Raw genomic sequence first — 25631 nt, 5'->3', positions numbered from 1 at the left:
GATGCGGGACGGGCAGCCGGTGGCACCCGGCGAGCGCGGTGCGACGCGCATCGCCGACGGTGTCGTCGCGAAGATCGCCGCACAGGCGGCCCGCGAGGCCGTCGACGGCACGCTCCCGCACGCCACGGTGACGGTGCACGGGCGGACGGCCCGCGTCCGGGTGGCCGTCGAGCTGGAGTACCCGACGGACATCGGCGCCCGCTGCCGTGCCGTCCGGTCCCGGATCGCCGAGCGGGTCGCGGAGCTGGCCGGTCTGGAGGTCCCGGAGGTGGCGGTCACCGTGGAGCGGCTGCGCTCGCCGCACCTGGACGAGGGCCGGGAGCGGGTGCGATGACTCCCCCAGCTACCTCCCCCAGCTACCGCTGGGGGTGCCCCCAGAGGTACCCCCACCGCGCCCGGCGCTTCCGGTCCGTCCGCCGGGTGCCCGCCGCCCTCGTCGCGGCCGTCGTGCTGGGCGCCTCGGGAATCCTGCTCCACGACGTCGTCGCCGTCCGCACGTCCCGCCCCGCGATGCCCTGGCGCCGCCGGCTCGCGCACGAGCTGGCCACTCGCCCCCTCGACGGCGCCTGGGCGACCTGGTGCGCGGCCGCCGCCGTTCTGGCGGGCTGCTGGCTGATCGCCCTGGCCGTCACGCCCGGGCTGCGCGGGCTGCTGCCCCTGCGCCGCGACACCCCGGACGTGCGGGCCGGGCTGGACCGCACGGCCGCCGAACTGGTGCTGCGTGACCGGGTGATGGCGGTCTCCGGGGTGCAGTGGGCACGGGTCGACGTCGGCCGCCGCAGGGTCCGGGCCCGTGCCCGCGCGCACTTCCGGGACCTGGACGAGGTCCGCGTGGACGTGGACGCCGTACTGGCCGACGGCGTGCGGGAGTTGGGCCTGGCCCGGCAGCCCGCACTGACGGTGCGGGTGGTGAGGGCCCGGTGCTGAGCGCCGTCAACCGGGCGCTGGTCGGGCTGGCCGGCCTCGTGCTGCTGGCACTCGGCACCGCAGTCCTGGCCGGCCGCCCCCACGGTGTGCTGCTGAGCACCGCCGACCGCCACAAGTGGCGTGCCCACGGCTGGTGGTGGCCGACGGTCATCGCCGTGCTGTCCGTGCTCGTCCTGCTCGCGCTGTGGTGGCTGCTCGCACAGCTGCACCGGCGCCGGCTGCGCGAGGTGGTCGTGGACTGCGGCGACGGCGGGACGGCAGTGGTGCGGGGACGGGCGCTGGAGGCGGTGCTGGAGGCCGAGGCGGGGGCCCTGGACGGAGTGGACCGGGCCCGGGTGACCCTCACCGGCCACCGCACCGCCCCCGAGGCCAGGATCACCCTGATCCTCGCCCCGCACGCCACACCCGTCACGGCCCTGCAGCGGCTGCACCAGGAGGTGCTGGCCCCGGCCCGCACATCCACCGGCCTGCCCCGCTTCCCGGCGGAGATCAGACTCCGCGCGGTACGCCACCGCGCGGAGCGGGTGGAGTAGCGCACCCCTGTCTCAAATGCCGTGCCGCGCCCCGCCATCAACAGGCAGCATCACACCGGTGATGTACGACGCCGCAGGCGACAGCAGAAAAGCCGCCGTCCTGCCGAACTCCTCCGGCGTGCCGTACCGCCCCAGCGGAATCCGCGCCGTGTGCCGGGCCCGGGCGGCCTCCGAGTCCCCGGACAGCGCGTCGAGTTCGCGCACCCGGTCCGTCTCGATCCGCGCCGGCAGCAGCCCGACCACGCGGATGCCGCGCGGCCCCAGCTCCGCGGAGAGGGACTTGGCGAAGCCGGCGAGGCCGGGCCGCAGCCCGTTGGAGATCGTCAGCCCGGGGATCGGCTCGTACACCGACGAGGACAGCACGAAGCCGATCACCCCGCCCTCGGTCAGCGCCTCCGCCGCCGTCCGCGCCAGCCGCACCGCGCCGAGGAAGACCGATTCGAAGGCCGCCCGCCACTGGTCGTCGTCGTTGCCGTCCGCCGAACCGGGCGGTGGGCCGCCCACGCTGATGAGGACGCCGTCGAGGCGGCCGAAGCGTTCGCGGGCGGTGGCGACGAGCCGCTCCGCCGCCGCGGGGTCGGCGTTGTCGGCGGCGACGCCGACCGCGTCCGTGCCCAGCGAGGCGGCCGCCCGCGCCGCGGCGTCGCCGTCCCGGCCGGAGACGACCAGCCGGGCACCGTCGGCGGCGAGCTCACGGGCGGCGGCGAACCCCAGCCCGCGGCTTGCGCCGCTCAGCACGTACACCTTGTCCTTGAGTCCGAGATCCATGGACGTCAGTCTGCCGTGCGCTGCCGGGTCGGCAGCAGAGCCGTGCCTACGAGGCGCTCGCCGCGGCAGCCGTCTCCGGGACGGCTGCCGCCGCCAGGCGGTCGCGGCGTTCCCTGCGGACCAGGATGAACCAGCCGACGGGGACGCCTCCGGCGAACAGCCACCACTGGATGGCGTACGCCAGGTGCGGGCCGATGTCGCTGTGGTCGGGGGCGGCCACGGGCTTGGGCCCGTCCTTGGGGGCCGGGTCGACGAGCTCGATATAGCCGGCCAGCACCGGGCGGTTCATGGCCTTGGACCGCTGCTCGCTGTTGATCAGCATCACCTGGCGGGGCGGCAGGCCCGCGGTGTCCTTGATGCCGCTGGCGGCCGTCGTCTCGTCCTGCTTGAGCCGGCCGGTGACGGTGATCTTGCCGGAGGCGGCGGCGGGGACGTCCGGGAAGCGCATCGGATCGTCGCCGGCCGGGACCCAGCCGCGGTTGACGAGGACGGCCCGGCCGTCCTCCAGCAGCAGCGGGGTGAGGACGAAGTAGCCCTGGTGGCCGTTGTCGTCGGTCCGGCGCCGGACCACGACCTCGTCCTTGGCGTCGTACGTACCGCTCGCGGTGACCTGGCGCCACACGTCGGAGCCGGCCACCTCACGGCCGGGGGCCGTGAGCCCGGTCACGGGCACGGGGTCGGCGGCCAGGCTGCGGGCGATCTGGTTGTTCTGCGCGACCTTGTGCTCGTGACGGTGGAGCTGCCAGAAACCCAGCCGCACCATCACCGGGACGAGGACGATCCCCACGAGGGTGAGGATCACCCACTGCCGGGACAACAGGAAGCGGTACACGCCTTCGACGGTACCCGGTGGCTAGGCCCTGCTCTGCGCCGGGGTCACGTGCAGCAGCAGCTGCATGAAGGCGGCCTCGTCGACGACCGGGGTGCCGAAGGAGCTGGCCTTGGCCGTCTTGGAGGTGGGGGAGCCGGGATCGTTGGTGACCAGCAGGCTGGTGAGCCGGGAGACGCTGGTGGCCACGTGCAGCCCGGCCTCCACGGCCCGGTCCTCCAGCAGCTCGCGGTCGACGGAGGTGTCGCCGGAGAACGCCACCCGCATGCCCTGAATGAGCTGTTCACCCGGTTTGTAACGCCCCGGGTTCGGATACGGGCAGGCCGGGCGCTTACGGCTGGGCCGCCAGGTCTGCGGCCGGTACCCGTAGGAGGAGGACGGCTGATATCCGATGGTCGCCGACCGCGTGCCCGCCGCCGGGCCGTCCGACCACTCCGTCAGCGGCTGGCAGGCCAGCAGCGGCAGCCGCACCCCCGCCTCGGCCGCCAGGTGCAGGCTGGGCCGGAACGCCTCGGCGAGCACCCGGGCGTCGTCGAGCGCATGGTGGGCGCGCTGCTGCACGACGCCGTAGTGCGCGGCGAGCGACTCCAGCTTGTGGTTGGGCAGCGGCAGTCGCAGCTCCTTGGAGAGCGCGATCGTGCACAACCGCTGCCGCACGGGGACCTCCGCCTGGGCACGGGCGTACTCGCGGGAGATCATCGACCAGTCGAAGGCGGCGTTGTGCGCGACGAGGACCCGCCCGGCCAGCCGCTCGGCGAAGGGCTCCGCGATGTCCTTGAACAGCGGTGCGTCCGCGAGGACTTCGGAAGTGAGCCCGTGGATCCACACCGGGCCGGGATCGCGCTGCGGGTTGACCAGCGTGTACCACTGGTCCTCGACCTCGCCCCGGGCGTCCAGCTGGTAGACGGCAGCCGACACTATCCGGTCGTCGCGGGCGAGCCCCGTGGTCTCCACGTCGACGACCGCGTATCCCTGCGGATAGGCGGCCGGCCACGGGCTGGGCGGTGCGGCGGCGGATCGGTCTTCGAGCATGGTCACAGAGGATACGGGCCCGCACTGACAACGAGGGATCCGGTCGTCAGGGGAGACATGATCCGGCCACCCGTAAGTGGGACGTGCCCCGACAGGGGCGCGGGGAACTGCGCGACCAGCCACACATGACCCGCAGTCGAAGAGCTCACCCCTTACGGGGCCCGCAACAGCCCGTCCACCAGCGCCCGCACCGCCACCTCGAACACCCGCTCCGCATCCGGCTGCCGGGCCAGGGCCCGCTCAAGGGCCCGGTCGAGGGGCTGCTCCAGGACCCGTTCCTCGCCCGAGCCGGGAACGGGCTCCGGCGCCCGGGCCCGGCTCCGCTCCACCAGTACGTGCCCCACCACCTGGAACTGCACGGCCTGCACCGCCTCCGCCGCCCGCGCCCCGCGCAACCCGGCTGCGTGCACCTCGTGCACCAGCGCCCGCCGGGCGGGCAGGAACATCCGCTCCGACAGTCCGCGTTCGTGCACCATCGCGATCAGGTGCGGCCGGGCGAGCAGCTCCCGGCGCAGCGCCCGTGCGATGGAGACGATGCGTGTCCGCGGGGTCCGCCCGGCCGGCCGGATCGCGGCGAACTCGTGCAGTGTCCGCTCGACGAGGGCGTCCACGAGCGCCTCGCGCCCGCCGACGTGCCAGTAGATCGACGTGACGGCCGTGCCCAGCTCGGCGGCCAGGGCGCGCATCGTCAGCGCCCGCGGGCCGCGCTCCCGCACCAGCCGCGCCGCGGTCCCCAGCACCTGCTCGCGGGTGAGCCTCTCCGCCATGCGCCCCCCCAACTCCCCTGTGTGCACGGGTCTTTACCCGGCGCCGCCCGCGCTGTAACCCTGTTACAGAGCTGCTTACAGAGCTGCTTGCAGAACCGCTTGCAGACCTGCTGCTCCGACCGAGAGGTGGTACGGCATGGCACGCATCCGCTACGGCCCCCGCGGCGCCGCGGAGATCACGGCGGCCCGCGAGGCGGCGGCCCGGCTGCCCGACATCTGGTCCACGGGGGTCACCGCCCTGTGGGAGACCGACCCGGACGCCGTCGCGGCCGTCCTGCCGCCCCCGCTCGAACCGCCGGCCCGCCCGCTCGTCCGGGCCTCCGTCAGCACCGTCGCCCTGCGCGGCTACCCCCTGGGCGCCGGCTCGGTGGCGATCGCCGCACGGCACGACGGGCGCGACGGCTGGTACCCGCTGGTGATGCCGATGACGCACGAGCGCGCCCTGACCGGCGGACGCGAGGTGTTCGGCGAGCCGAAGAAGCTGGGCGAGGTCGTGATCGAGCGCGAGGGCGCGGCGCTCCGCGCCCGTCTCTCCCGGCACGGCATCGACTTCCTCGACGTGCGCGGCACGGTCTCCGGCGCCCTGCCGCTCCCGCCGGAGAGCGAGCGGCTGGACTTCTACTTCAAGTTCCTGCCGGGCGTGGACGGCACCGGCTTCGACGCCGCCCCCGTCCTGGTGCACTGCACCCGCACGGAGCGGGTGCGCAGGCTGGAGGCGGTCACCGGCGAGGTGGTGCTGCGCGAGTCGGCGTACGACCCGGTCGCCGACCTGCCCGTGCTGCGCCCGGCGGAGATCACGTTCGGGGAGCGGGCCACCACCCAGCACGGCCGCGTCGTCGCCCGGGTCCCCGCGGAGGCCCTGCTGCCGTACATCCACCAGCGTTACGACGACGCGCACCAGATCCTCGACGGCCCCCCGGAAGGCAGCGTGTGATGGACCGCGACGGCGACCGCGACCCGTACCTGATCGTCTCCTCCGACTGCCACGCCGGACTCCCCACCGAGGAGTACCGCCCGTACCTGGAACGGCGCTTCCACCGCGCCTTCGACGACTTCCTCGCCCAGCGCACCGCGCGCCGGGAGGAGATGACGCGCCTGGGCGTGCGCAACGAGACCTTCGCCGCCCGGTGGTTCGAGGAGCACGAGGAGGGGCTGCGCGGCGGCTGGGACGCGGCGCAGCGGATCAAGGAGCTCGACGGCGACGGGGTCGCGGCCGAGGTCGTCTTCCCCGACGCGGACGCCGTGGACAGCCGCACCGCCGCGCCCTTCGGCGTCGGCCTCGGCCTGTCCGGCGACCACGACCCCGAGCTGGGCACGGCGGGCGCCCGCGCCCACAACCGCTGGCTCGCCGAGTTCTGCTCCGCGCACCCCGAACGGCACTGCGGCGTCGCCCTGCTGCCGGTCACCGCCCCCGTGGAACGCGTCGTCGAGGAGATCGGCCGGGCCAAGGAGTCCGGGCTGGGCGCGCTGATGATCCCGGCGATGTGGGGGGAGGGGAGGCCGTACCACGACCGCGGCTACGACCCCGTCTGGGCGGCGGCCGCCGCGGCCGGGATGCCCGTGCTCACCCACTCCGGGGCCACCCCCCGCCACGAGTACGGCGACCACCTCGGCATCTACGTCACCGAGGTGACCTGGTGGCCCGCGCGCCCGCTGTGGTTCCTGCTGTGGTCCGGCGTCTTCGAGCGCCACCCGCACCTGCGCTTCGGCATCGCCGAGTCCGGCTGCTGGTGGCTGCCCAACCTGCTGTGGTTCATGGACCGCCTCTACCTCGGCGCCCACGGCGGCAAGAAGCTCTCGCCCTTCGCCGGGCTGACCCGCCCGCCCCACGAGTACCTCGACCGCAACGTCTTCGTCTGCGCCACCAACACCAAGCGCCGCGAACTCGCCCAGCGCTACGAGATCGGCGTCGGTAACATCCTGTGGGGCTCCGACTTCCCCCACCCCGAGGGCACCTGGCCCGACACCCGCGCCTGGCTGCGCACCACCTTCCACGACATCCCCGTCGCCGAGACCCGCAGGATGCTCGGCCTGTCCGCCGCCGGGGCGTTCGGCTTCGACGTCCGCGCCCTCGCCCCGCTCGCCGCCCGCATCGGCCCCACCCCGGACGACCTGGGCCAGCCCGCCGACCAGCGGGCCGTCGAGGCCTCCTGGGCCCGGTCCCGGGAGACCGGCCGGCACTGGCTGACCGGCGAGGACTTCCCGCGCACCGGGGTGAACGATGCCTGACCGCCACACCGTCGTATCCGCCGACTGCCACGCCGGCGCCGATCTCCTCGACTACCGGCCCTACTTGGAGCGCCGGTACCACGAGGCCTTCGACGCCTGGGCGGCCACATACGTCAACCCGCACGAGGACCTGCTCGCCGAGGCCGCCGAACGCAACTGGAACTCCGACCTCCGGCTCGCCGAGCTGGAGGCCGACGGCATCGTCGCCGAAGTCGTCTTCCCCAACACCATCCCGCCCTTCTTCCCCAGCGCCTCCCTCGTCGCCCCCGCTCCCACCCGCGAGGACTACGAGCTCCGCTGGGCCGGCCTGCGCGCCCACAACCGCTGGCTCGCCGACTTCTGCGCCGCGGCCCCCGGCCGCCGCGCGGGCGTCGCACAGATCCTCCTGAACGACGTGGACGAGGCCGTGCGCGAAGTGCGCCGCACCAAGGAGGCCGGACTCACCGGCGGCGTCCTGCTGCCCGGCACCCCGCCCGGCTCGGGCCTGCCCGAACTCCACTCCGCCTGCTACGACCCGCTCTGGGCCGTCTGCGCCGGACTCGGCGTCCCCGTCAACCACCACGCCGGCTCCGCCTCGCCGCCGCTCGGCGACGACCCGGCGGCCCGCGCGGTGTTCATGGTGGAGACCACCTGGTTCTCCCACCGCGCCCTGTGGCACCTGATCCTCGGCGGCGCCTTCGACCGCCACCCCGACCTGCGGCTCGTCCTCACCGAACAGGGCACGGCCTGGATCCCCGGCGTCCTGGACACCCTCGACTACTACTACGCCCGCCTGGTCCCCGGAGGCCGTCGCACGAACACCGCCGAGTCCAAGTTCGGCGCCGGGCTGGCCACTTCGGTGCGCCGCCGCCCGAGCGCGTACTGGCACGCCAACTGCGCGGCGGGCGCCAGCTTCATGCGCCCGCACGAGGTGCCGCTGCGCCACCGCATCGGCATCGACAAGATCATGTGGGGCAGCGACTACCCGCACGACGAGGGCACCCACCCCTACTCCCGCGAGGCCCTGCGCCTGGCCTACGCGGGCCTGCCCGCCGAGGAGACCGCCGCCATGCTCGGCGGCAACGCCGCCCGTGTGTACGGCTTCGACCTCGCCTTCCTCGCCACGATCGCCGCCCGCGTGGGCCCCGAGGCGGCGGAGACCGCCGAGCCCCTGGAGGCCGTACCGCCGGGCGCCACCAGCCCCGTCTTCGTCCGCGACGCACCGGTGCGGGCGTGGTGACTCTCCGGTGACCTTGGAACCCCAGGTAACCTCGTTCGGTACCCGACGGTAACAACCCCTAGCCGCGGCCCGGTTGCCGCGTTTATGGTGCCGCCATGCCGCACCTTCCGGATGTCGTGTTGTGGTCCGTACCGGCCTTCGCCGTGCTCACCGTGCTGGAGCTGGTGAGCCACCGGCTGCACCCCGACGAGGAATCCGAGGGGTACGAGACCCGGGACGCGGCGACCAGCATCGGCATGGGGCTGGGCAGCCTGGTCTTCGACGCACTGTGGAAGATTCCGATCGTGGCGATCTACGCCGCGCTCTACGAACTCACGCCCCTGCGCGTGCCCGTGCTGTGGTGGACGCTGCCGCTGATGCTGCTCGCCCAGGACTTCTTCTACTACTGGTCCCACCGCGGCCACCACGTCGTCAGGATCCTGTGGGCCTGCCACGTGGTGCACCACTCCAGCCGCAAGTTCAACTTCACCACCGCGCTGCGCCAGCCGTGGACCACATGGACCGTCTGGCCGTTCTACGTCCCGATGATCCTGGCCGGCGTACACCCGGCGGCGGTGGCCTTCTGCTCGGGGACGAACCTCGTCTACCAGTTCTGGGTGCACACCGAACGCGTCCACCGGCTGCCCCGGCCGCTGGAGTACGTCCTCAACACCCCCTCCCACCACCGGGTGCACCACGCCTCGCAAGGCGGTTACCTGGACCGCAACTTCGGCGGCATCCTGATCGTCTGGGACCGGATGTTCGGCTCGTTCGTCCCGGAGGGCGAACGCCCGGTCTACGGGCTGACGAAGAACATCGACACCTTCAACCCGCTGCGCGTGGCCACCCACGAGTACGCGGCCATCGCCCGCGACATCCGTGCCGCGCACAACTGGCGGGAACGGGCCGGGCGGGTCTTCCGCGGGCCGGGGTGGCAGCCGGGCCCCGCGGCCGCGAAACCGGCACGCCGGCGCAGGGCCCCGGAGCGGGTCGCATGAGAGCCCTCCACAGCCTGCGGCCGGCGTTCGCCGCAGCCGCCGGCGTCCACCTCGGTGCACTGCTGACCGGCCGGACACGCATCGAACGGGCCACCAAACCGGTGCTGATGCCGCTGCTCGCCGAGTACGTGCTGCTGCGCGGCGGCCCCCGTCCGCTCGCGCTGGCGCTGCTCTTCGGGTGCGCGGGGGACACGCTGCTGCAGACCGGCGGGGACGTGCCGTTCCTGCTGGGCATGGGCTCGTTCGCGGCCGGACACCTGTGCTACCTGGCCCTGTTCGCGAAGCACGGCAGGCCGGGCCGCCGCCTGACCGCCGCCTACGGCACGGCCTGGGCGGGCACGCTGGCCCTGCTGTGGCCGGGCCTGGATGCCGAACTGCGCGTCCCGGTGGCGCTGTACAGCCTGCTGCTGACGACGATGGCACTGGGCGCGACACGCGCCGGGACGCGGCCGGCAGTGGGCGGCGCGCTGTTCCTCCTGTCGGACACGTTCATTGCGAGCCGCCCGCAACAGCAGTTCTGGATCATGCTCACATATCTGGCGGCCCAATACCTGCTGACGGAGGGCTTGTTGCAGGCTGCGGAAACCCGCGCCCCGTAACCCGCGCCCCGTAAGGGGCGCGGGGAACTGCGCGACAAGCCACAACGAACCCGCAGCCGAAGAAACCGCTCAGTCGTCGTCGGAGTCCTGCACAGCAGCCAACGCATCGACGATGCCGTACCCGTAGAAGCTGTTGACGTGCTGCGTACCAGTACAAGCGGCGTCCGCCGGTGCAACCGGGCACCCCGGATTGCTCGCCTGCGCCCGCAAGAGCCACCGCAGCTCCTGCGGACTGGCGTCGGGGTGCGCACTCTTCAACAGCGCCGCCACACCGGCCACATGCGGACTCGCCATCGACGTGCCCTGCAGATAGCCGTAGTCGCCGCCGGGCAGCGTGGAGAGGATGCGGCCGTCCTTGGCGGGCAGGTCGGGGACCTGACGGTTGTCGCCGCCGGGGGCGGCCACGTCGATGCGGCCGAGGCCGTAGTTGGAGTAGAACGACTTCAGCGACTTCACGCCGGTCGCGGAGACGGACACCACACCGGGCAGTTCCGCAGGGATGTCCAGGCACTTGGCCGGGTCGATCGTGCGGTTCTTCGGCGTGGTGTCGTTGGGGCTGGAGGTGTCGGAAAGCTGCTTGGCCGCCAGGTCCGTGCTCGCGTTGCCGGCCGCGGCGATGTTGAGCGTGCCCCTGCGCTGGGCGTACGAGGCCGCCCGGCCGACCGCGTCGGCTATCGCCTTCTGGTCGGGGTCGTCGGAGCAGTTGAACAGCCAGGGGTCGACGTAGTAGCTGTTGTTCGTCACGGCTATGTGGTGGTCGGCGGCGAAGACGAACGCGCAGACGACGCTCTCGGCGTAGAAGAAGGCGCCCTTCGCGGTCGAGACCTTGATGGCCGAGACCTTCGCCTCGGGGGCCACCCCGGCGATGCCGGTGCCGTTGCGGGCGGCCGCGATCGTGCCGGCCACGTGCGTGCCGTGGTAGTCCTGCGCGGGGTCGAAGGGGCGCCAGGCGCCGGGGCTGGTGTCGGCCTTGCCGGTGACGCAGCTCGCGGACTGGCTGCGGGAGAAGTTCGGGGCGAGGTCCGGGTGGGTGTCGTCCACACCGGTGTCGATGACACCGACCGTGACGTCCCTGCTGCCCGGGTTCACCTTCGCGGCCTGGTCGGCCTTGATGGCGCGGAGGTCCCACTGCAGGCCCTCCAGCGGCTCCTGGCCGGGCTCGGCCGAGCGGGCGGCGGCCAGTGCGGCGGGACCGGACAGCTTGAGCTTCTCGGGCTTGCCGACGTCCGTGGTGGCCGCGGGCGTGATCGGGGCGGTGCGGGTGGCGCCCGCCGACTGCACCCCGGGCACCGCGCGCAGGGCTGCACCGAAGCCCGGGTTCGCGGAGTGGGCGACCACGACGCCTATCTGCTCGTAGGCGACCACGACGGTGCCGCGCTCCTGGGTGATCGCCTTCTTCACCCGGGCGAGCGTGCCCCGCTCGCGGTCGGTGTTGACCACGTACGACAGCAGCGGGCCGTCCTCCGCGGCTGCTGCCTTCGCCGCGCCGGGGCCCTGCGGTGCGGCCGAGGCGGCGGCGGGCAGCAGGCCGAGGGAGGCGGTGAGCGCAAGTCCGACGGGCACGGCCAGCAGGGCGTGCCGACGTCTGGAACGCAGACGATCCATGGGGTCTCCACATCATCCGGAAAACGCACGGGCGAGTGAAACTAGCGCCGTTCACCGGAATCGGGCAATGAATTCCCCAAGAAAGCTCCTCAGGAGGGCACTTCGGGCCGCCGCAGGGTGTCGATGCTCAGCGGCTGCAGCGGGATCCTGGGCCCGTACCAGCGGCCCGCCGCGAGCAGGGCCGCCGGGCGTCCCGGATGCTCGGCGATGACGGGCGCCGTCAACCTGACGACCCCGAACGGCCGTCGGGCGGGGGACGGCGGTGAAAGCGGTGGCTCGGTGCTCACACCAGGTCAACGAGGCCGCGGGCGGCCGGTATTGCATCTCGGGCCCGAGCTGCGTCATTCGGAGAACCGCTTTCTGTCGCATACTGCGGTGTCCCTCTACGCGCGTGACCTGCGTCACAGACGCGGTTCGCGCCACCGCACGCACCCGCCAGGAGAGGCAGTGGACTCAGAAGAGGCCGTCGACGCGGCATCGACCACCCCCAAGGGGCCGACCGAGGCCGAGCCCGAGAACAAGGCCGAGCCCGAGAAGGCCGAGCCCAAGGACAGGCCCAAGGCCAAGGGCAAGGTACAGGGCGAGGCCGCCCGCCCCGCCATCCCCGCCCAGGCCGAACGCTTCACCCAGGTGCAGGAGAGCCCCGAGTTCGGCGAACTGCGCCGGGCCCACCGCTCCTTCGCCTTCCCGCTCACCCTGGCCTTCGTCGCCTGGTACCTGCTGTACGTCCTGCTGTCCAACTATGCGGGCGGCTTCATGGGCACCCGTGTCGCGGGCAACGTCAACGTCGCCCTCGTCCTCGGCCTGGCCCAGTTCCTGACCACGTTCCTCATCGCCTGGTGGTACTCGCGGCACGCCGCCGCGCAGCTCGACCCCCGGGCGGAGGCCCTCAAGGCCCAGCTGGAGGCCGGGGAATGAACATCGCAGCACACACCTTCCTGGCCGCCGGCGGCGCGGGTGAACACCGCACCCTGATCATCACCTTGTTCTCGGTCTTCGTCGCCATCACCCTCGGCATCACCGTCTGGGCCGGGCGGCAGACCAAGGACGCGACCGACTTCTACGCCGGGGGCCGCTCCTTCTCCGGCTTCCAGAACGGCCTGGCCATCTCCGGCGACTACATGTCCGCCGCGTCCTTCCTGGGCATCGCGGGCGCCATCGCGCTCTTCGGCTACGACGGCTTCCTCTACTCCATCGGCTTCCTCGTCGCCTGGCTGGTCGCCCTGCTGCTCGTCGCCGAACCCCTGCGCAACTCCGGCCGCTTCACCATGGCGGACGTCCTCGCCCACCGCCTGCAGCAGCGGCCGGTGCGGACCGCGGCCGGCACGTCCACCATCGTCGTCTCGATCTTCTACCTGCTGGCGCAGATGGTCGGCGCGGGCGCGCTCGTCGCCCTGCTGCTCGGCGCGAGCGGCGAGGGCTCCCGGCGCTGGATCATCGTCCTGGTCGGCCTGGTGATGGTGCTGTACGTGACCATCGGCGGGATGAAGGGCACCACCTGGGTGCAGATCGTCAAGGCCGTGCTGCTCATCGCCGGCACCCTGCTGATCACCGTCCTGGTGCTGAACAAGTTCGGATGGAGCCTCTCCAGCCTGCTCGGCCACGCCGCCGACAAGAGCGGCAAGGGCAGAGCCTTCCTGGAACCCGGGCTGCAGTACGGCAAGGACAGCACCTCCAAGCTCAACTTCGTCTCGCTCGGCCTGGCGCTCGTCCTCGGCACGGCCGGCCTGCCGCACATCCTCATCCGCTTCTACACCGTGCCGACCGCCAAGGCCGCCCGGACGTCCGTGAACTGGGCCATCGGCATCATCGGCGCCTTCTACCTGATGACCATCGCGCTGGGCTTCGGCGCCGCGGCCCTGGTCGGCCCCAAGGCGATCATCGCGTCCAACGAGTCCGGCAACACCGCGGCCCCGCTGCTCGCCCAGGAGGTCGGCGGCGGAGCGGGCTCCACGGGCGGGGCCGTGCTCCTCGCGGTGATCTCGGCCGTGGCCTTCGCGACGATCCTCGCCGTGGTCGCGGGCCTCACCCTCGCCTCCTCCGCGTCCTTCGCCCACGACCTGTGGGCCAACGTGATCAAGAAGGGCAGCACGACCGAGAAGGAGGAGGTCCTCACCGCCAAGATCGCGGCAGTCGTCATCGGCGCGGTCTCCATCGCGCTGGGCATCTTCGCCCACCGCCTCAACGCGGCCGCCCTGGTGGCCCTCGCCTTCGCCGTGGCAGCCTCGGCCAACCTCCCGACGATCCTCTACAGCCTCTTCTGGAAGCGCTTCACCACCCGTGGCGCGCTGTGGTCGATCTACGGCGGCCTGGTCTCGTCCGTCACCCTGGTGATCCTCTCGCCGGTGGTCTCCGGCAACCCCAAGGCGCTCTTCCCCGGGATGAGCTTCGACTGGTTCCCGCTGGGCAACCCCGGCCTGGTGTCCATCCCGCTGGGCTTCGTCCTCGGCTGGCTCGGCTCGGTGCTGTCCGCCGAGGAGCCGGTGGCCAGGAAGTACGCGGAGCTCGAGGTCCGCGCCCTCACCGGATACGGGGCCCACTGAGGCCCTCCCCGCAGCCCGGGGGCTTCTTCCACGCATTCCACGAAGTGTTGAAGCCTCCGGGCATCGCGTACGCTGCGGAACCAGTGAACGAACGAGCGTTCCAGTTCCGCGAGGGGGCCCCACCGTGCTCATCGACACCTACGGCCGGGCCGCCACGGACCTCCGCGTCTCCCTCACCGACCGCTGCAACCTCCGCTGCACCTACTGCATGCCCGAAGAGGGCCTGCAGTGGCTCGCCAAGCCGGAGTTGCTGACGGACGACGAGATCGTCCGCCTCGTCCGGGTCGCGGTCACCCTCCTCGGCGTCACCGAGGTCCGCTTCACGGGCGGCGAGCCGCTGCTGCGCCCCGGCCTCGTCTCCGTCGTCGAGCGCTGCGCGGCCCTGGAGCCGCGCCCGCGCCTCTCGCTGACCACCAACGGCATCGGCCTGGCCCGCACGGCACAGGCGCTGCAGGACGCCGGCCTGGACCGCGTCAACGTCTCCCTGGACACCCTGCGCCCCGAGGTCTTCGCGGCCCTCACCCGGCGCCGCCGCCACCAGGACGTCCTCGACGGCCTGGCCGCGGCCCGGGCCGCCGGACTCGCGCCCGTCAAGGTCAACTCCGTGCTGATGCCCGGGCACAACGCGGACGAGGCGCCCGACCTGCTGGCCTGGGCCGTGGCGAACGACTACGAGCTGCGCTTCATCGAACAGATGCCGCTCGACGCGCAGCACGGCTGGCGCCGGGACGGAATGATCACCGCCGAGCAGATCCTGGAAAGCCTGCGCACGCGCTTCACGCTCACCCCGGAGGGGGCGGCGGAGCGGGGCTCGGCCCCCGCCGAACGCTGGCTCGTCGACGGCGGCCCGGCCCGGGTGGGCGTCATCGCCTCCGTCACCCGCCCCTTCTGCAGGGCCTGCGACCGCACCCGCCTGACGGCGGACGGCCAGGTGCGCACGTGCCTGTTCGCGACGGAGGAGACGGACCTGCGGGGCGCGCTGCGGGACGGGGCGTCCGACGAGGAACTGGCGGAGCTGTGGCGCCGCGCGATGCGGGGCAAGAAGGCGGGGTCGGGGCTGGACGCCCCGGAGTTCCTTCAGCCGGCCCGCCCGATGTCGGCGATCGGGGGCTAGCCCCTTACGGGGCGCCGCGGCCCTCCCACTCCTCCAGCGTCACCACTTCCTTCAGAAACCCCCGCAACGCAAGGAAGTTGGACAGGTGGTCCCGATGCTCGCCGCACGCGAGCCACGTCTTGCGGCGATCCGGGGTGTGCAACTTCGGGTTGTTCCAGGCGAGTACCCACACGGCCGCCGCACGGCAGCCCTTCGCGGAACAGATCACGGCATTTTCGGGGGAGTTCACACCCGAACCCTACGGGAGGTGCCCGCAGACACGGCGACGCCGGGCAGCCACGGGGGGAGCCGCCCGGCGTCGGTCTGTCGCTCCGACGGGGGATGCGGAGCGCCTACGAAGTATGTCACGGGGGGCCCGGCGCGCGGCACCGAACCACATGATTGATCTGAGGTTTTCTTGAGCTTGTCGGATTGCCGACGCCCCCGTTGGCCGGATGCAGAGCATCAGCCGTGGTCACGGCGCTGATCGCCGGATTCGGGCTGCCCGGCTTCCGGGACGGATTCCGCCATCCCCGGACCCTGCTCGTGGTGACCCTCCGTCAGCATCGGCCGCATCGGCCGCGGAATGAAGGTCCCCGGCAGCGAAGGGGCGTTCTCCCGGCCCGCGTTGGCGATCACGACGGCCACGTACGGCAGCAGCGCACCCAGGATCAGCGTGCCGATCGCCACGTAGCGCTCGACGTTCCACAGCACCACGGTCAGCACCACGGAGATCGTGCGGATGCCCATCGAGATGACGTACCGGCGCTGCCGCCCCCGCACGTCCTCGGTCAGCCCGTGCCGGGCCCCCGTGATCCGGAAGGTCTCCGTACCGCCGTGCTTCCGCATCACATTCCACCACCCGACAGCCGAGCCGAAACCCCGTACCCCGGGACGTATTCCACGTTACGCCGCAACCCGGAACGGCACGAGACCGGGGGACCCTCAGGGTGGCCCGCCGATGGGCGCCCGACGTGCACAGACGGCGTACGGAGGACTGCGACGCACGCGGTAGGCCGCGCCCCGTCAGGGGCGCGGGGCTGTTGACATATGCGGCTCCGCCGCGTGGGCGCGACCAGCCACCGACGACCCGCACTTGCCGGACCGCCCACCGAAGCGGAGCGCTAGCGCAACTCGGCGAGCTTGCGCCCGGCCTTCAGGTACACCCGCGCGGCCCCGTCCACCTTGGCCACCGCCTCCGCGACAACCTCGCCCAGCGGGCGAATGGCCTCCGCCTCCGGCAGGACCACGGCCTCCTGGCCCCCGTCGGACTCGATGACGAGCCGCAGCCCGTTCTGCTTGGCGACCCGGCGCGCCGCCGAGGCGCTCGGCTGGAAGCCCAGCACCTTGCTCAGCACGGCCGTGGCCGGCTCCGCACCGTGCTCGGACAGCTCCACCACCGGCGTCTCGACGTCGGTGAAGCTCTTCTTGGAGAACTGGGCGATGAACCCGGCCCGCGCCGCCATCGCGGCCTCGACGCCGTACAGCGCGGCCACGACCTCGCCCGCCAGCACCTTCTTCAGGTCCATCGGGTGCAGCGACCGGTCCTCGACGCGGGAGGCGACGAGCGCGATCTCCGCGTCCGTCCACTCCGTCCACGCCTTGAGGTACGGCTCCATCAGCCGGTCCGGGACCGACATGATCTTGCCGAAGACGTCGTCGGCCGGGGCCGACAGACCGACGTAGTTGCCCTTGGACTTGGACATCTTCGCGCCCGTGCCGTCCGTGCCCTCGATCAGCGGCATGGTGACCACGAGCTGCGGCTTCTGCCGGTGGACCTCCATCAGCTTGCGGCCCATCTGCAGGTTGAGCAGCTGGTCCGCGCCGCCGAGCTCCACGTCGCACTCCAGGGCCACGGAGTCCAGGCCCTGCGCGATCGGGTAGAGCAGCTCCGTCATGGTCAGACCGGAGCCGGCGGCGAGGCGGTTGCGGAAGTCGTCGCGCTGCAGCAGCTGCGAGACCGGCACCTGGGACAGCAGCCCCAGCAGCTCGGGGAAGGTGTACGGCGCCAGCCACTCGCTGTTCTGCCGGAAGCTGACCTTCTCGAAGTCGAAGAACGGGCGCACCTGCTCGCGGTAGGTGGCCAGGTTCTGCGCGATGTCCTCGTCGGTCAGCGGCGGGCGCTCGGCCGTACGGCCCGACGGGTCGCCGATCTTGGCCGTGAAGTCGCCGATGATCAGCGTGACGTCGTGGCCCAGCCGCTGGAACCGGCTGAGGATGATCAGCGGCACGGCGTGCCCGAGGTGCACGTCCGTGGCCGTCGGGTCGATGCCCAGCTTGATGTGCAGACCCTTGCCCTCGGCGGCCCGCGCCTCGATCCGCTCGGCCAGCTTGGCGACGCCCGGCAGCACCTCGACCGTGCGCGAGGCGATCAGCTCCGCCTGCTCCTTCGCCGCCAGGTCCGACAGGTCCAGATAGCGACGCGCCTTGGTCTCGGTGAGCAACTGCTGCACGGTCGAGTCGGAGGAGAGATCCTGCGCGAGGAGCTCGCTGGCGCGGGCGACGGATTCGCCGAGGCGTGTCATGGCGTTCCTGACGGAAGAGAGAGCGGACAACATGGACGCGACCAGTCTATTCGGCCTGCTCCGCGCCCATGCCGTCCCCGGCTCCGCCCGCCCGGCCGGACCCTGTCGGCCCCGGTCAGACCCCCTGGCTCACGGAGCTCATGTTGAAGTCCGGGATGCGCAGGGCCGGCATCGCGGTCCGGGTGAAGTACTCGTTCCACTCCCGCGGCAGGGTGCGCTCGGTGCGCCCCGCCTCGGTGGCCCGGGAGAGCAGGTCCACCGGGGACTCGTTGAAGCGGAAGTTGTTGACCTCGCCGACGACCTCGCCCTTCTCCACCAGGTAGACGCCGTCCCGGGTCAGCCCGGTCAGCAGCAGCGACGCCGGGTCCACCTCGCGGATGTACCACAGGCACGTCAGCAGCAGGACGGGCCCGTCGTGCCCGCTCGCGGCCACCATCTCCGCGAGCGACCGGGTGCCGCCGCCCTCCAGGATCAGGTTGTCCGTGAACGGGGCGAGCGGCAGGCCCGTCAGCCCCGCGGTGTGCCGCGTGGTGAGCAGGTGCTCCAGCACGCCCTCGCGGATCCAGTCCGTGGCCGCCAGCGGCAGACCGTTGTCGAAGACCGACGCGTCGTCGCCGGAGCTGCCCGCCAGCACGAACGGCGCGCACTCCAGACCCGGCGCGTGCGGGTCGCTGCGCAGTGTCAGCGGCAGCTGCGAGAGCTTCTCGCCCAGCCGCGTGCCGCCGCCCGTCCGGGAGAAGACCGTACGGCCCTCCGCCGCGTCCCGCGCCGTGGCCGACCACTGCTGGTAGATGAGCAGGTCCGCCACCGCGGTCGGCGGCAGCAGCGTCTCGTACCGCCCCGCCGGCAGCTCGATCCTGCGCTCCGCCCAGCCGAGCCGCTCGGCCAGCTCCGCGTCCAGCGCACCCGGGTCCACGTCGGTGAAGTCCCGGGTGGCCCGCCCCGCCCAGGCGGACCGCGTGCGGTCCGGGGACTTGGCGTTCATCTCCAGCGTGCCGGTGGGCTGGTCGTGCCGCAGCCGCAGCCCGGCGGAGGTCCCCAGATAGCTCGACAGCACCTCGTGCTGCGCGAACCCGTACAGCTCCCGGCCCGCGGCACGGGCCCGCGCGAAGGCCTCGCCCAGCGCGGGGGCGAACGCGTCGAAGACCGCGGGCGAGGTCTCGGCTGGGGCGCCCTCGAACCCGGGGGAGTGCGGCACCCCCGTCACCAGCGGCTGCGCGTCCTCGGCGGGCCCCGCCTCCCGGGCCGCGGCCTCGGCGGCCCGCACCAGCGGCTCCAGCTCGTCGGCCGTCACGGCCGACCGCGACACGACCCCGGACGCCGTCCCCTCGGCCCCGTCCACCGTCGCGACGACGGTGACGCTGCGCCCCCGGGTGACACCGTTGGTGGTGAGCGCGTTGCCGGCCCAGCGCAGATTGGCGGTCGACCGCTCACCCGCGATCACCACGCACCCGTCGGCCCGGGACAGCTCCAGGGCGCGCTCGACGATCTCGTGGGGCTTCGTGGTACGAGAGCTCATCGTCCCGCCTCCTGCGTGGTGTTGAGAATGTTGACCCCTTCGAAGAGCGCCGACGGGCACCCGTGCGAAACGGCCGCGATCTGCCCCGGCTGCGCCTTGCCGCAGTTGAACGCCCCGCCCAGGACGTACGTCTGCGGGCCGCCCACGGCACGCATCGAGCCCCAGAAGTCCGTCGTGGTCGCCTGGTACGCGACATCGCGCAACTGCCCGGCCAGCCGGCCGTTCTCGATGCGGTAGAAGCGTTGGCCTGTGAATTGAAAGTTATAGCGCTGCATATCAATTGACCACGAACGGTCACCGACCACGTAAATCCCGCGCTCCACGCCCGAGATGAGCTCCTCGGTCGACGGGCCGTCCGTGGCCGGCTGCAGCGAGACGTTCGCCATCCGCTGCACCGGCACGTGGTCGGGGGAGTCCGCGAAGGCGCAGCCGTTGGAGCGGTCCCGGCCCGTCAACCGGGCCATGCGCCGGTCCAGTTGGTAGCCGACGAGCACGCCGTCCCGGACCAGGTCCCAGGACTGGGCGGCCACGCCCTCGTCGTCGTAGCCCACGGTCGCCAGGCCGTGCTCGGCCGTGCGGTCGCCGGTCACGTTCATGATCTCCGAGCCGTACTTCAGGGTGCCCAGCAGATCGGGGGTGGCGAAGGACGTGCCCGCGTACGCGGCCTCGTAGCCCAGCGCGCGGTCCAGTTCGGTGGCGTGACCGATCGACTCGTGGATCGTCAGCCAGAGGTTGGAGGGGTCGACCACCAGGTCGTACGCGCCCGCCTGCACGCTCGGCGCGCGCATCTTCTCCGCCAGCAGGGCGGGGATCTCCGCCAGTTCGGCGTCCCAGTCCCAGCCGGTGCCCGTCAGGTACTCCCAGCCGCGGCCGGCGGGGGGCGCGAGCGTGCGCATCGAGTCGAAGGTGCCGGTGCCCTCGTCCACGGCGACGGCCGTCAGCTGCGGGTACACGCGCACCCGCTGCTGGGTGGTCGCGGTGCCCGCCGAGTCCGCGTAGAACTTGTTCTCCTGCACGGTCATCAGCGAGGCGTCGACGTGTGCCACGCCCTCGGCCCGCAGCAGCCGTGCGCTCCAGTCCGTGAGGAGAGCGGTCTTGTCGGCGTCGGGCACGTCGAAGGGGTTGACGTCGTAGGCGGAGACCCAGGTGCGCTCCGCGTGCACGGGCTCGTCCGCCAGCTCCACCTTCTCGTCGGAACCGGCGGCCGCGATCACCTTCGCCGAGAGCTTCGCCATCGCGACGGCCTGCGAGGCCACCCGAGCAGCGGCGTCCATGGTCAGGTCGACGCCCGAGGCGAAGCCCCATGTCCCGCCGTGCACCACCCGGACCGCGTAGCCCAGCTCGGTGGTGTCCGCCGAGCCCGCGGGCCGGGCGTCGCGCAGCCGCCACGAGGCGCTGCGCACCCGTTCGAGGCGGAAATCCGCGTGTTCGGCGCCCAGCGCCCGGGCGCGGGCGAGGGCGGCATCGGCCAGTGGTCGCAGGGGCAGCGCCAGGAACGAGGCGTCGATGGCGTGGGGCACAGGTCCTCCCGGTGGTCGTCGCTGTGCATCATGCCGTCCGGCGGCCGCGCTGTGCAGGGCGTTTCCCGCGGACCCGGGAGTTTCCGGGGTGACTTCTGTAGAGATCCAACAGCATCCCCCGTGCGCCCCTGTCGCTGCTCGATTGTCTCTCCGGCGATCTCACCCGATACGTTTCGTTGTATTCGTTGTATCCAGCACTACCGATCGAACGAAACGGAAGGGTGATCCCTTGAGCCGCTCGGTTCTCGTCACAGGAGGAAACCGGGGCATCGGCCTCGCCATCGCCCGCGCCTTCGCCGAGGCGGGCGACAAGGTCGCCTTCACGTACCGCTCGGGAGAGCCCCCGGCCGCCCTGACGGAGCTGGGCTGCCTCGCCGTGAAGTGCGACATCACCGACCCCGAGCAGGTCGAGCAGGCCTACAAGGAGATCGAGGAGAAGCAGGGCGCGGTCGAGGTGCTGGTGGCCAACGCCGGCGTCACCCGCGACCAGCTGCTGCTCCGGATGTCCGAGGAGGACTTCACCTCGGTGCTGGACACCAACCTGACCGGCACCTTCCGGGTCGTCAAGCGTGCGTCGAAGGGCATGCTGCGGGCCCGCAAGGGACGCGTGGTGCTGATCTCGTCCGTCGTGGGCCTGATGGGCTCCGCGGGCCAGGCCAACTACGCCGCCTCCAAGGCCGGCCTGGTCGGCTTCGCCCGTTCGCTCGCGCGTGAGCTGGGCTCCCGCAACATCACCGTCAACGTGGTCGCCCCCGGTTTCGTCGACACGGACATGACCCGTGTGCTGACCGACGAGCAGCGGGAGGACATCACGAGCAAGGTGCCGCTCGCGCGCTACGCGCAGCCCGAGGAGATCGCCACCTCGGTCCGCTTCCTCGCCTCCGAGGACGCCGCATACATCACCGGAGCCGTCATTCCTGTCGACGGCGGATTGGGCATGGGTCACTGATCGACATGAGTGGAATCCTCGCAGGCAAGCGCATTCTCGTCACGGGTGTCCTCACCGAGGCCTCGATCGCCTTCCAGGCCGCCAAGGTGGCCCAGAACGAGGGCGCCGAGGTCATCCTCACCGGCTTCGGCCGGCTCTCCCTGGTCGAGCGCATCGCCAAGCGCCTCCCCAAGGAGGCCCCGGTGATCGAGCTGGACGTGACCAACCAGGAGCACCTCGACGGGCTGGCGGACAAGGTCCGCGAGCACCTGGGCGAGGACGCCCGCCTCGACGGCATCGTGCACTCGATCGCCTTCGGCCCGCAGGGCGCCTTCAACTTCCTGGAAGGCACCTGGGAGGACGTCTCCACGGCCGTCCAGGTCTCGGCGTACTCCTACAAGTCGCTGGCCATGGCCCTGCTGCCGCTGATGGGCGAGGGCGCCTCCATCGTGGGCCTGACCTTCGACGCGCAGATCGCCTGGCCGAAGTACGACTGGATGGGCGTGGCCAAGGCGGCCCTGGAGTCCACCAACCGCTACCTGGCCCGCGACCTCGGCCCCAAGGGCATCCGCTGCAACCTGGTCTCGGCCGGCCCGATCAAGTCGATGGCCGCCAAGTCCATCCCGGGCTTCGAGGATCTCGCGGACGTGTGGAACCACCGCGCCCCGATCGGCTGGGACCTGGCCGACCCGGAGCCGGCGGGCCGCGGCGTGGTCGGCATGCTGTCCGACTTCTTCCCGCGCACGACGGGCGAGATCGTGCACGTCGACGGCGGCGTGCACATGATGGGCGCCTGACCCCCTCCGGGGAGGTCTGCACGGCCGCGGGGCCGTCCACCGAGCGGTGGACGGCCCCGCGGCCGTTGCCGTCCGTGCTGCCGCTGCGTGTGTTCGATTCGAGAGCCGTTCGAGTCGAGAACTGCGCCCGCGGCCCGCACACTGGGGGGACCGGGAGGTTCCGACGGGCATCCGTGGCGAGGAGGTGCGACATGGCATCCCGCTTCGCATCCCCTTTCGTATTCCCTTTCGCATCCCGCTTCCGCCGGACGGCGGCGGTTCTGCTGGCGGCCTGGGCCGTGGCCGGCTCCGGCGCCGCGGCCGCCGTGCCCGTCGCACCGCACCGCTCCGTACGGGCCGGGCAGCCGCTTGAGGCGGAGTGCAGCGCACGCATCGACGGCTCCCGCGCCGTCGCGGACTGCTTCAACGCCAACGCCAACCCCGACCGGGTCCAGCTGCATGTCCAGTGCACCCGGTGGTGGGACCCCGGCATGGACACCGCCACCGTCACCGTGGAGCCCGCCCGGCACGTCTCCCTCGCACAGCGGTGCTGGCTGGAGATACGCCAGGCCTGGGTGAGTCACCTGCCCGGGTGAGGATCCCGCGCGGGGGGATGGGACACTGTGCGCATGCCCGTGCTCGAGCCCAATCCCCAGAACGGCCAGAAGGCCCTGCTGACCATCCTCGGCGTGATGCTCGGCATCACGGTGGTCATCGCCATCGTCGCGACGCTCGCCTCTCCCTGACCCCGGCACCGGCCCCGACCCCGATCCCTCGACCCCGACGCGCTCGCCCTGATCCCCTAGGGGATGGTGGGGGCAGCCCCAGGGTCGAGTGGGTGGGTTACCGGATGGGAGACGGAGGCGGCGCTCCGTAGGTTCGTAGTACACCGCGACACGGCGGTGGACCGAACACGCGGAGGCGATCCCATGGCTGCCGGACGGCAGGCGCACATCCCCGGCACGACGCAGGCCAGACTGCCGTGGTGGGCCCTGATGCTGCCCGCGGTCGCCTTCCTGGCGCTGTTCTCCCTGCTTGCCCCGAGCGCCTCGGCGAACTCCGGGGAGGGGACGGGCCGGCCGGGCAGCAGCTCTCTCATACGCGTTGTCCAGCTCGTACAGCACGCAGTCGAACACCGCGCGCCGTGAGCTCCGGCGCGGAACGGCGCTTCGCCACCCTGTGGGGGCAAGCCTCCCAACACCCCGCGCCTCGCCGCCCGTTTCGTGCGAAGCTGGACGCCATGAGCGCCGAACCGACCCGCAGGATCGTCCTTCTCCGGCATGCCAAGGCCGACTGGCCCGATGTCGACGACCACGACCGCCCCCTCGCGGAGCGCGGCCGCAAGGACGCCCCGGCCGCCGGACGCTGGCTCGCCGGTTCCGGTATCCCCCTCGATCTGGCCCTCTGTTCGACCGCCGCCCGCACCCGCGAGACCTGGAAGCTCGCCGCCCACGAGCTGGAGCGCCGCCCCCGCACGGTCTACGAGGACCGCATCTACGAGGCCTCGGCGGGCGAGCTCATCGCCCTCATCAACGAGACGTCCGACGAGGTCGGCGACGTCCTGCTCATCGGCCACAACCCCGGCATGCACGCGCTGGCCGACGCCCTGGCCGGCAGCGCGGAGGGCGACGCCCTGGCCCGGATGAACCGTTCGGGCTTCCCCACCTCCGCCATCGCGGTGCTCGCGGTCACCGGCTCCTGGAAGTCCGTGGAGCACAGCAGCGCCCGCCTGGTCTCCTTCTGGACGCCGCACCCCAAGTAGGACGTCGCCCCGGAGCAGGACGCCGCCCCGGCTGCGCGTGCGGCCTCACTCGTGGGTGTTGGCCGCCTCGACCTCTTCGCGGGTGACGCCGAGCAGATAGAGCACCGTGTCCAGGAAGGGCACGTTCACCGCGGTGTGCGCCGCCTCCCGCACCACGGGCTTGGCGTTGAACGCCACTCCCAGGCCTGCCGCGTTGAGCATGTCCAGGTCGTTCGCACCGTCGCCGACTGCCACGGTCTGGGCCAGCGGCACCCCGGCCTCCGCCGCGAACCGGCGCAGCAGCCGGGCCTTGCCGGCCCGGTCCACGATCTCCCCGGTGACCCGGCCGGTCAGCTTCCCGTCCACTATCTCCAGGGTGTTGGCGGACGCGAAGTCCAGCCCCAGCCGCTCCCGCAGGTCGTCGGTGACCTGGGTGAAGCCGCCCGAGACCACGCCCACCTGGAAGCCCAGCTTCTTCAGCGTGCGGATCAGCGTCCGGGCGCCGGGAGTGAGCCGCACCTCGGCGCGCACCTTGTCCACGACCGACTCGTCCAGCCCGGCCAGCAGCGCCACCCGGGCGTGCAGCGACTCCTCGAAGTCCAGCTCGCCGCGCATCGCCCGCGCGGTGACCTCCGCGACCTCGGCCTCGCAGCCCGCGTGCGCCGCGAACAGCTCGATGACCTCGTCCTGGATGAGCGTCGAGTCGACGTCCATCACCACCAGCCGCTGCGCGCGCCGCTGCAGCCCGGCCGCGACGACCGCCACGTCCACGCCCAGCTTGGCGGCCTCCAGGGCCAGGACGGTGCGCAGGGCCTCGGTCTCGGTGCCGGACACCGCGAACTCCACGGCCGTCACGGGGTACTTGGCCAGCCGGAAGATACGGTCGATGTTGCCGCCGGTGCCGGTGATGCAGGCCGCGATGGCGGCCGTCGACTCGGCGGTGAGCGGGTGCCCGAGCACGGTGACGTGGGAACGGCCCACACCGCGCGGCCGGTTGTCGCCCCGGCCCGAGATGATCTCGGTCTGCAGCCGCATCGAGTCCGCCCAACTGTGCACGGTGGAACGGAGTTCGCCCTCCGTCGCCCCCTCTGCCGTCGGCGCGGTGACCAGGGCGCACAGGGTGATCCGGCCCCGGGTCACGACCTGCTCGATGTCGACGACGTCCACCGCGAAGGCGGCGAGGGTGTCGAAGAGGCCGGCGGTGATGCCCGGCCGGTCCTTGCCGAAGATCTTGACGAGCAGAGTGGGGGCGTCGTCACCGGGGACGGCGTTGGCAGGCGGTGTCTGCGATGCGCTCATGGTGCCCTCTACGGTATCCGGCCCCCATCGGGCCCCGCGCAGCGGGAGCGCCTGTACTGCGTCTGGGGGTCGACTGTGGCTGGTCGCGCCCACGCGGCGGAGCCGCATCATCCGACAGCCCCGCGCCCCTTACGGGGCCGGAGCCCAGCCGGGGATACAGGACGGTCAGGCCGTCCTGGTCACCTGGCGTCAGCGGGCGGCC

The 25631-nt window shown here is 72.3% G+C and carries 29 protein-coding genes; 17 read left to right on the top strand and 12 right to left on the bottom strand.

Going from position 1 to position 25631, the window contains the following annotated elements; all coding sequences use genetic code 11:
* Position 1: 1 nt before the first annotated feature.
* Genes ACWD4B_RS20230 through amaP form a run of 3 tightly spaced genes read left to right on the top strand, consistent with a single transcriptional unit; the run spans position 2 to position 1460 of the window.
* Complete coding sequence (locus ACWD4B_RS20230; RefSeq protein WP_451422026.1) at positions 2-334, top strand: Asp23/Gls24 family envelope stress response protein; 333 nt, start codon at positions 2-4, stop codon at positions 332-334.
* Positions 331-927 carry a DUF6286 domain-containing protein gene (locus ACWD4B_RS20225; RefSeq protein WP_451422025.1) on the top strand — a complete coding sequence of 199 codons (597 nt, stop codon included), beginning with the start codon at positions 331-333 and terminating at the stop codon, positions 925-927. Before ACWD4B_RS20230 ends, ACWD4B_RS20225 begins: the two co-directional genes overlap by 4 nt.
* Positions 921-1460: an alkaline shock response membrane anchor protein AmaP gene (amaP, locus tag ACWD4B_RS20220; RefSeq protein ID WP_451422024.1), complete on the top strand. Its 540-nt coding sequence runs from the start codon at positions 921-923 to the stop codon at positions 1458-1460. Before ACWD4B_RS20225 ends, amaP begins: the two co-directional genes overlap by 7 nt.
* A 12-nt stretch (positions 1461-1472) precedes the next feature.
* On the opposite strand, the gene ACWD4B_RS20215 is transcribed toward amaP, so the two are convergent.
* From ACWD4B_RS20215 to ACWD4B_RS20200, 4 genes are all read right to left on the bottom strand, one after another.
* Positions 1473-2228, bottom strand: coding sequence for an SDR family oxidoreductase (locus ACWD4B_RS20215; RefSeq protein ID WP_451422023.1), 756 nt, complete (start codon positions 2226-2228; stop codon positions 1473-1475).
* Between the two features lie 46 nt (positions 2229-2274).
* Entirely contained in the window at positions 2275-3060 is a 786-nt protein-coding gene (locus ACWD4B_RS20210; RefSeq protein ID WP_451422022.1) for an SURF1 family cytochrome oxidase biogenesis protein, read from the bottom strand.
* Positions 3061-3081: 21 nt separating this feature from the next.
* Entirely contained in the window at positions 3082-4089 is a 1008-nt protein-coding gene (locus tag ACWD4B_RS20205; RefSeq protein WP_451422021.1) for a DEDDh family exonuclease, read from the bottom strand.
* 152 nt (positions 4090-4241) lie between these two features.
* Positions 4242-4856 carry a TetR/AcrR family transcriptional regulator gene (locus ACWD4B_RS20200; RefSeq protein ID WP_451422020.1) on the bottom strand — a complete coding sequence of 205 codons (615 nt, stop codon included), beginning with the start codon at positions 4854-4856 and terminating at the stop codon, positions 4242-4244.
* A gap of 136 nt (positions 4857-4992) precedes the next feature.
* Between ACWD4B_RS20200 and ACWD4B_RS20195 the strand changes: the two genes are divergently transcribed.
* From ACWD4B_RS20195 to ACWD4B_RS20175, 5 genes are all read left to right on the top strand, one after another.
* Positions 4993-5790 carry an acetoacetate decarboxylase family protein gene (locus ACWD4B_RS20195; protein WP_451422019.1) on the top strand — a complete coding sequence of 266 codons (798 nt, stop codon included), beginning with the start codon at positions 4993-4995 and terminating at the stop codon, positions 5788-5790.
* On the top strand, positions 5790-7085 hold the full coding sequence (locus tag ACWD4B_RS20190) for an amidohydrolase family protein (protein ID WP_451422018.1): 1296 nt from the start codon (positions 5790-5792) through the stop codon (positions 7083-7085). The genes ACWD4B_RS20195 and ACWD4B_RS20190 overlap by 1 nt, the downstream gene beginning before the upstream one ends.
* Positions 7078-8304 (top strand): amidohydrolase family protein, encoded by a 1227-nt coding sequence (locus ACWD4B_RS20185; protein WP_451422017.1) that lies wholly within the window; start codon positions 7078-7080, stop codon positions 8302-8304. Before ACWD4B_RS20190 ends, ACWD4B_RS20185 begins: the two co-directional genes overlap by 8 nt.
* A gap of 95 nt (positions 8305-8399) precedes the next feature.
* On the top strand, positions 8400-9281 hold the full coding sequence (locus tag ACWD4B_RS20180) for a sterol desaturase family protein (RefSeq protein ID WP_451422016.1): 882 nt from the start codon (positions 8400-8402) through the stop codon (positions 9279-9281).
* Complete coding sequence (locus ACWD4B_RS20175) at positions 9278-9880, top strand: lysoplasmalogenase (protein ID WP_451422015.1); 603 nt, start codon at positions 9278-9280, stop codon at positions 9878-9880. The genes ACWD4B_RS20180 and ACWD4B_RS20175 overlap by 4 nt, the downstream gene beginning before the upstream one ends.
* Positions 9881-9949: 69 nt before the next feature.
* Here ACWD4B_RS20175 and ACWD4B_RS20170 read toward each other — a convergent pair whose 3' ends face one another.
* Together ACWD4B_RS20170 and ACWD4B_RS20165 are read right to left on the bottom strand one after the other, a co-directional pair.
* Positions 9950-11485 carry a S8 family serine peptidase gene (locus tag ACWD4B_RS20170; RefSeq protein WP_451422014.1) on the bottom strand — a complete coding sequence of 512 codons (1536 nt, stop codon included), beginning with the start codon at positions 11483-11485 and terminating at the stop codon, positions 9950-9952.
* An 89-nt stretch (positions 11486-11574) separates the two neighbouring features.
* Entirely contained in the window at positions 11575-11709 is a 135-nt protein-coding gene (locus ACWD4B_RS20165) for a hypothetical protein (RefSeq protein WP_451422013.1), read from the bottom strand.
* 376 nt (positions 11710-12085) lie between these two features.
* Between ACWD4B_RS20165 and ACWD4B_RS20160 the strand changes: the two genes are divergently transcribed.
* The 3 genes from ACWD4B_RS20160 (at position 12086) to moaA (ending at position 15142) form a co-directional block, all read left to right on the top strand.
* Entirely contained in the window at positions 12086-12403 is a 318-nt protein-coding gene (locus ACWD4B_RS20160; RefSeq protein WP_390777945.1) for a DUF485 domain-containing protein, read from the top strand.
* Positions 12400-14028 carry a solute symporter family protein gene (locus ACWD4B_RS20155; protein WP_451422012.1) on the top strand — a complete coding sequence of 543 codons (1629 nt, stop codon included), beginning with the start codon at positions 12400-12402 and terminating at the stop codon, positions 14026-14028. Before ACWD4B_RS20160 ends, ACWD4B_RS20155 begins: the two co-directional genes overlap by 4 nt.
* Before the next feature lie 124 nt (positions 14029-14152).
* Positions 14153-15142 (top strand): GTP 3',8-cyclase MoaA, encoded by a 990-nt coding sequence (gene moaA, locus ACWD4B_RS20150; protein WP_451422011.1) that lies wholly within the window; start codon positions 14153-14155, stop codon positions 15140-15142.
* 4 nt (positions 15143-15146) lie between these two features.
* Here the strand turns inward: moaA and ACWD4B_RS20145 are convergent, their stop codons facing one another.
* The 5 genes from ACWD4B_RS20145 to ACWD4B_RS20125 form a co-directional block, all read right to left on the bottom strand.
* Positions 15147-15371 carry a hypothetical protein gene (locus ACWD4B_RS20145; RefSeq protein ID WP_336412380.1) on the bottom strand — a complete coding sequence of 75 codons (225 nt, stop codon included), beginning with the start codon at positions 15369-15371 and terminating at the stop codon, positions 15147-15149.
* A 215-nt stretch (positions 15372-15586) separates the two neighbouring features.
* Positions 15587-15970: a DUF3099 domain-containing protein gene (locus ACWD4B_RS20140; protein ID WP_451422010.1), complete on the bottom strand. Its 384-nt coding sequence runs from the start codon at positions 15968-15970 to the stop codon at positions 15587-15589.
* A gap of 275 nt (positions 15971-16245) precedes the next feature.
* The gene (gene tyrS / locus ACWD4B_RS20135) at positions 16246-17646 is read right to left on the bottom strand and encodes a tyrosine--tRNA ligase (RefSeq protein ID WP_451422009.1); all 1401 of its coding nucleotides are present in this window, start codon (positions 17644-17646) and stop codon (positions 16246-16248) included.
* 115 nt (positions 17647-17761) lie between these two features.
* A complete protein-coding gene (locus tag ACWD4B_RS20130; protein ID WP_451422008.1) occupies positions 17762-19165 on the bottom strand; it encodes a metallopeptidase TldD-related protein in 1404 nt (467 codons plus the stop codon).
* Complete coding sequence (locus ACWD4B_RS20125; RefSeq protein WP_451422007.1) at positions 19162-20685, bottom strand: TldD/PmbA family protein; 1524 nt, start codon at positions 20683-20685, stop codon at positions 19162-19164. Before ACWD4B_RS20125 ends, ACWD4B_RS20130 begins: the two co-directional genes overlap by 4 nt.
* 229 nt (positions 20686-20914) lie before the next feature.
* On the opposite strand from ACWD4B_RS20125, the gene fabG reads away from it, so the two are divergent.
* The 6 genes from fabG to ACWD4B_RS20095 all read left to right on the top strand — a co-directional run bounded on the left by fabG (position 20915) and on the right by ACWD4B_RS20095 (position 24151).
* A complete protein-coding gene (fabG, locus tag ACWD4B_RS20120) occupies positions 20915-21634 on the top strand; it encodes a 3-oxoacyl-[acyl-carrier-protein] reductase (RefSeq protein WP_451422006.1) in 720 nt (239 codons plus the stop codon).
* A 5-nt stretch (positions 21635-21639) separates the two neighbouring features.
* Positions 21640-22410, top strand: coding sequence for an enoyl-ACP reductase FabI (fabI, locus tag ACWD4B_RS20115; protein ID WP_451422005.1), 771 nt, complete (start codon positions 21640-21642; stop codon positions 22408-22410).
* Between the two features lie 191 nt (positions 22411-22601).
* Positions 22602-22985: a hypothetical protein gene (locus ACWD4B_RS20110; protein WP_451422004.1), complete on the top strand. Its 384-nt coding sequence runs from the start codon at positions 22602-22604 to the stop codon at positions 22983-22985.
* Between the two features lie 33 nt (positions 22986-23018).
* Entirely contained in the window at positions 23019-23135 is a 117-nt protein-coding gene (locus ACWD4B_RS20105; RefSeq protein ID WP_336412363.1) for an SGM_5486 family transporter-associated protein, read from the top strand.
* Between the two features lie 183 nt (positions 23136-23318).
* On the top strand, positions 23319-23537 hold the full coding sequence (locus ACWD4B_RS20100) for a hypothetical protein (protein WP_451422003.1): 219 nt from the start codon (positions 23319-23321) through the stop codon (positions 23535-23537).
* Positions 23538-23629: 92 nt separating this feature from the next.
* On the top strand, positions 23630-24151 hold the full coding sequence (locus tag ACWD4B_RS20095) for a SixA phosphatase family protein (protein ID WP_451422002.1): 522 nt from the start codon (positions 23630-23632) through the stop codon (positions 24149-24151).
* A gap of 45 nt (positions 24152-24196) precedes the next feature.
* Here the strand turns inward: ACWD4B_RS20095 and serB are convergent, their stop codons facing one another.
* Entirely contained in the window at positions 24197-25429 is a 1233-nt protein-coding gene (gene serB, locus ACWD4B_RS20090; protein WP_451422001.1) for a phosphoserine phosphatase SerB, read from the bottom strand.
* Positions 25430-25631: the final 202 nt, after the last annotated feature.

The organism is Streptomyces sp. NPDC002536, from assembly GCF_053594995.1.
The sequence above is the reverse complement of the archived record's forward strand: the minus strand, read 5'-3'. Positions and strand labels throughout refer to the sequence as shown.

Coding starts and splice junctions, on each gene's coding strand:
- ACWD4B_RS20230 (WP_451422026.1), top strand. CDS start 2: ATGCGGGACGGGCAGCCGGTGGCACCCGGCGAGCGCGGTGCGACGCGC.
- ACWD4B_RS20225 (WP_451422025.1), top strand. CDS start 331: ATGACTCCCCCAGCTACCTCCCCCAGCTACCGCTGGGGGTGCCCCCAG.
- ACWD4B_RS20215 (WP_451422023.1), bottom strand. CDS start 2,228: ATGGATCTCGGACTCAAGGACAAGGTGTACGTGCTGAGCGGCGCAAGC.
- ACWD4B_RS20205 (WP_451422021.1), bottom strand. CDS start 4,089: ATGCTCGAAGACCGATCCGCCGCCGCACCGCCCAGCCCGTGGCCGGCC.
- ACWD4B_RS20200 (WP_451422020.1), bottom strand. CDS start 4,856: ATGGCGGAGAGGCTCACCCGCGAGCAGGTGCTGGGGACCGCGGCGCGG.
- ACWD4B_RS20195 (WP_451422019.1), top strand. CDS start 4,993: ATGGCACGCATCCGCTACGGCCCCCGCGGCGCCGCGGAGATCACGGCG.
- ACWD4B_RS20190 (WP_451422018.1), top strand. CDS start 5,790: ATGGACCGCGACGGCGACCGCGACCCGTACCTGATCGTCTCCTCCGAC.
- ACWD4B_RS20185 (WP_451422017.1), top strand. CDS start 7,078: ATGCCTGACCGCCACACCGTCGTATCCGCCGACTGCCACGCCGGCGCC.
- ACWD4B_RS20180 (WP_451422016.1), top strand. CDS start 8,400: ATGCCGCACCTTCCGGATGTCGTGTTGTGGTCCGTACCGGCCTTCGCC.
- ACWD4B_RS20175 (WP_451422015.1), top strand. CDS start 9,278: ATGAGAGCCCTCCACAGCCTGCGGCCGGCGTTCGCCGCAGCCGCCGGC.
- ACWD4B_RS20170 (WP_451422014.1), bottom strand. CDS start 11,485: ATGGATCGTCTGCGTTCCAGACGTCGGCACGCCCTGCTGGCCGTGCCC.
- ACWD4B_RS20155 (WP_451422012.1), top strand. CDS start 12,400: ATGAACATCGCAGCACACACCTTCCTGGCCGCCGGCGGCGCGGGTGAA.
- ACWD4B_RS20140 (WP_451422010.1), bottom strand. CDS start 15,970: ATGCGGAAGCACGGCGGTACGGAGACCTTCCGGATCACGGGGGCCCGG.
- tyrS (WP_451422009.1), bottom strand. CDS start 17,646: ATGACACGCCTCGGCGAATCCGTCGCCCGCGCCAGCGAGCTCCTCGCG.
- ACWD4B_RS20130 (WP_451422008.1), bottom strand. CDS start 19,165: ATGAGCTCTCGTACCACGAAGCCCCACGAGATCGTCGAGCGCGCCCTG.
- fabI (WP_451422005.1), top strand. CDS start 21,640: ATGAGTGGAATCCTCGCAGGCAAGCGCATTCTCGTCACGGGTGTCCTC.
- ACWD4B_RS20110 (WP_451422004.1), top strand. CDS start 22,602: ATGGCATCCCGCTTCGCATCCCCTTTCGTATTCCCTTTCGCATCCCGC.
- ACWD4B_RS20105 (WP_336412363.1), top strand. CDS start 23,019: ATGCCCGTGCTCGAGCCCAATCCCCAGAACGGCCAGAAGGCCCTGCTG.
- ACWD4B_RS20100 (WP_451422003.1), top strand. CDS start 23,319: ATGGCTGCCGGACGGCAGGCGCACATCCCCGGCACGACGCAGGCCAGA.
- ACWD4B_RS20095 (WP_451422002.1), top strand. CDS start 23,630: ATGAGCGCCGAACCGACCCGCAGGATCGTCCTTCTCCGGCATGCCAAG.
- serB (WP_451422001.1), bottom strand. CDS start 25,429: ATGAGCGCATCGCAGACACCGCCTGCCAACGCCGTCCCCGGTGACGAC.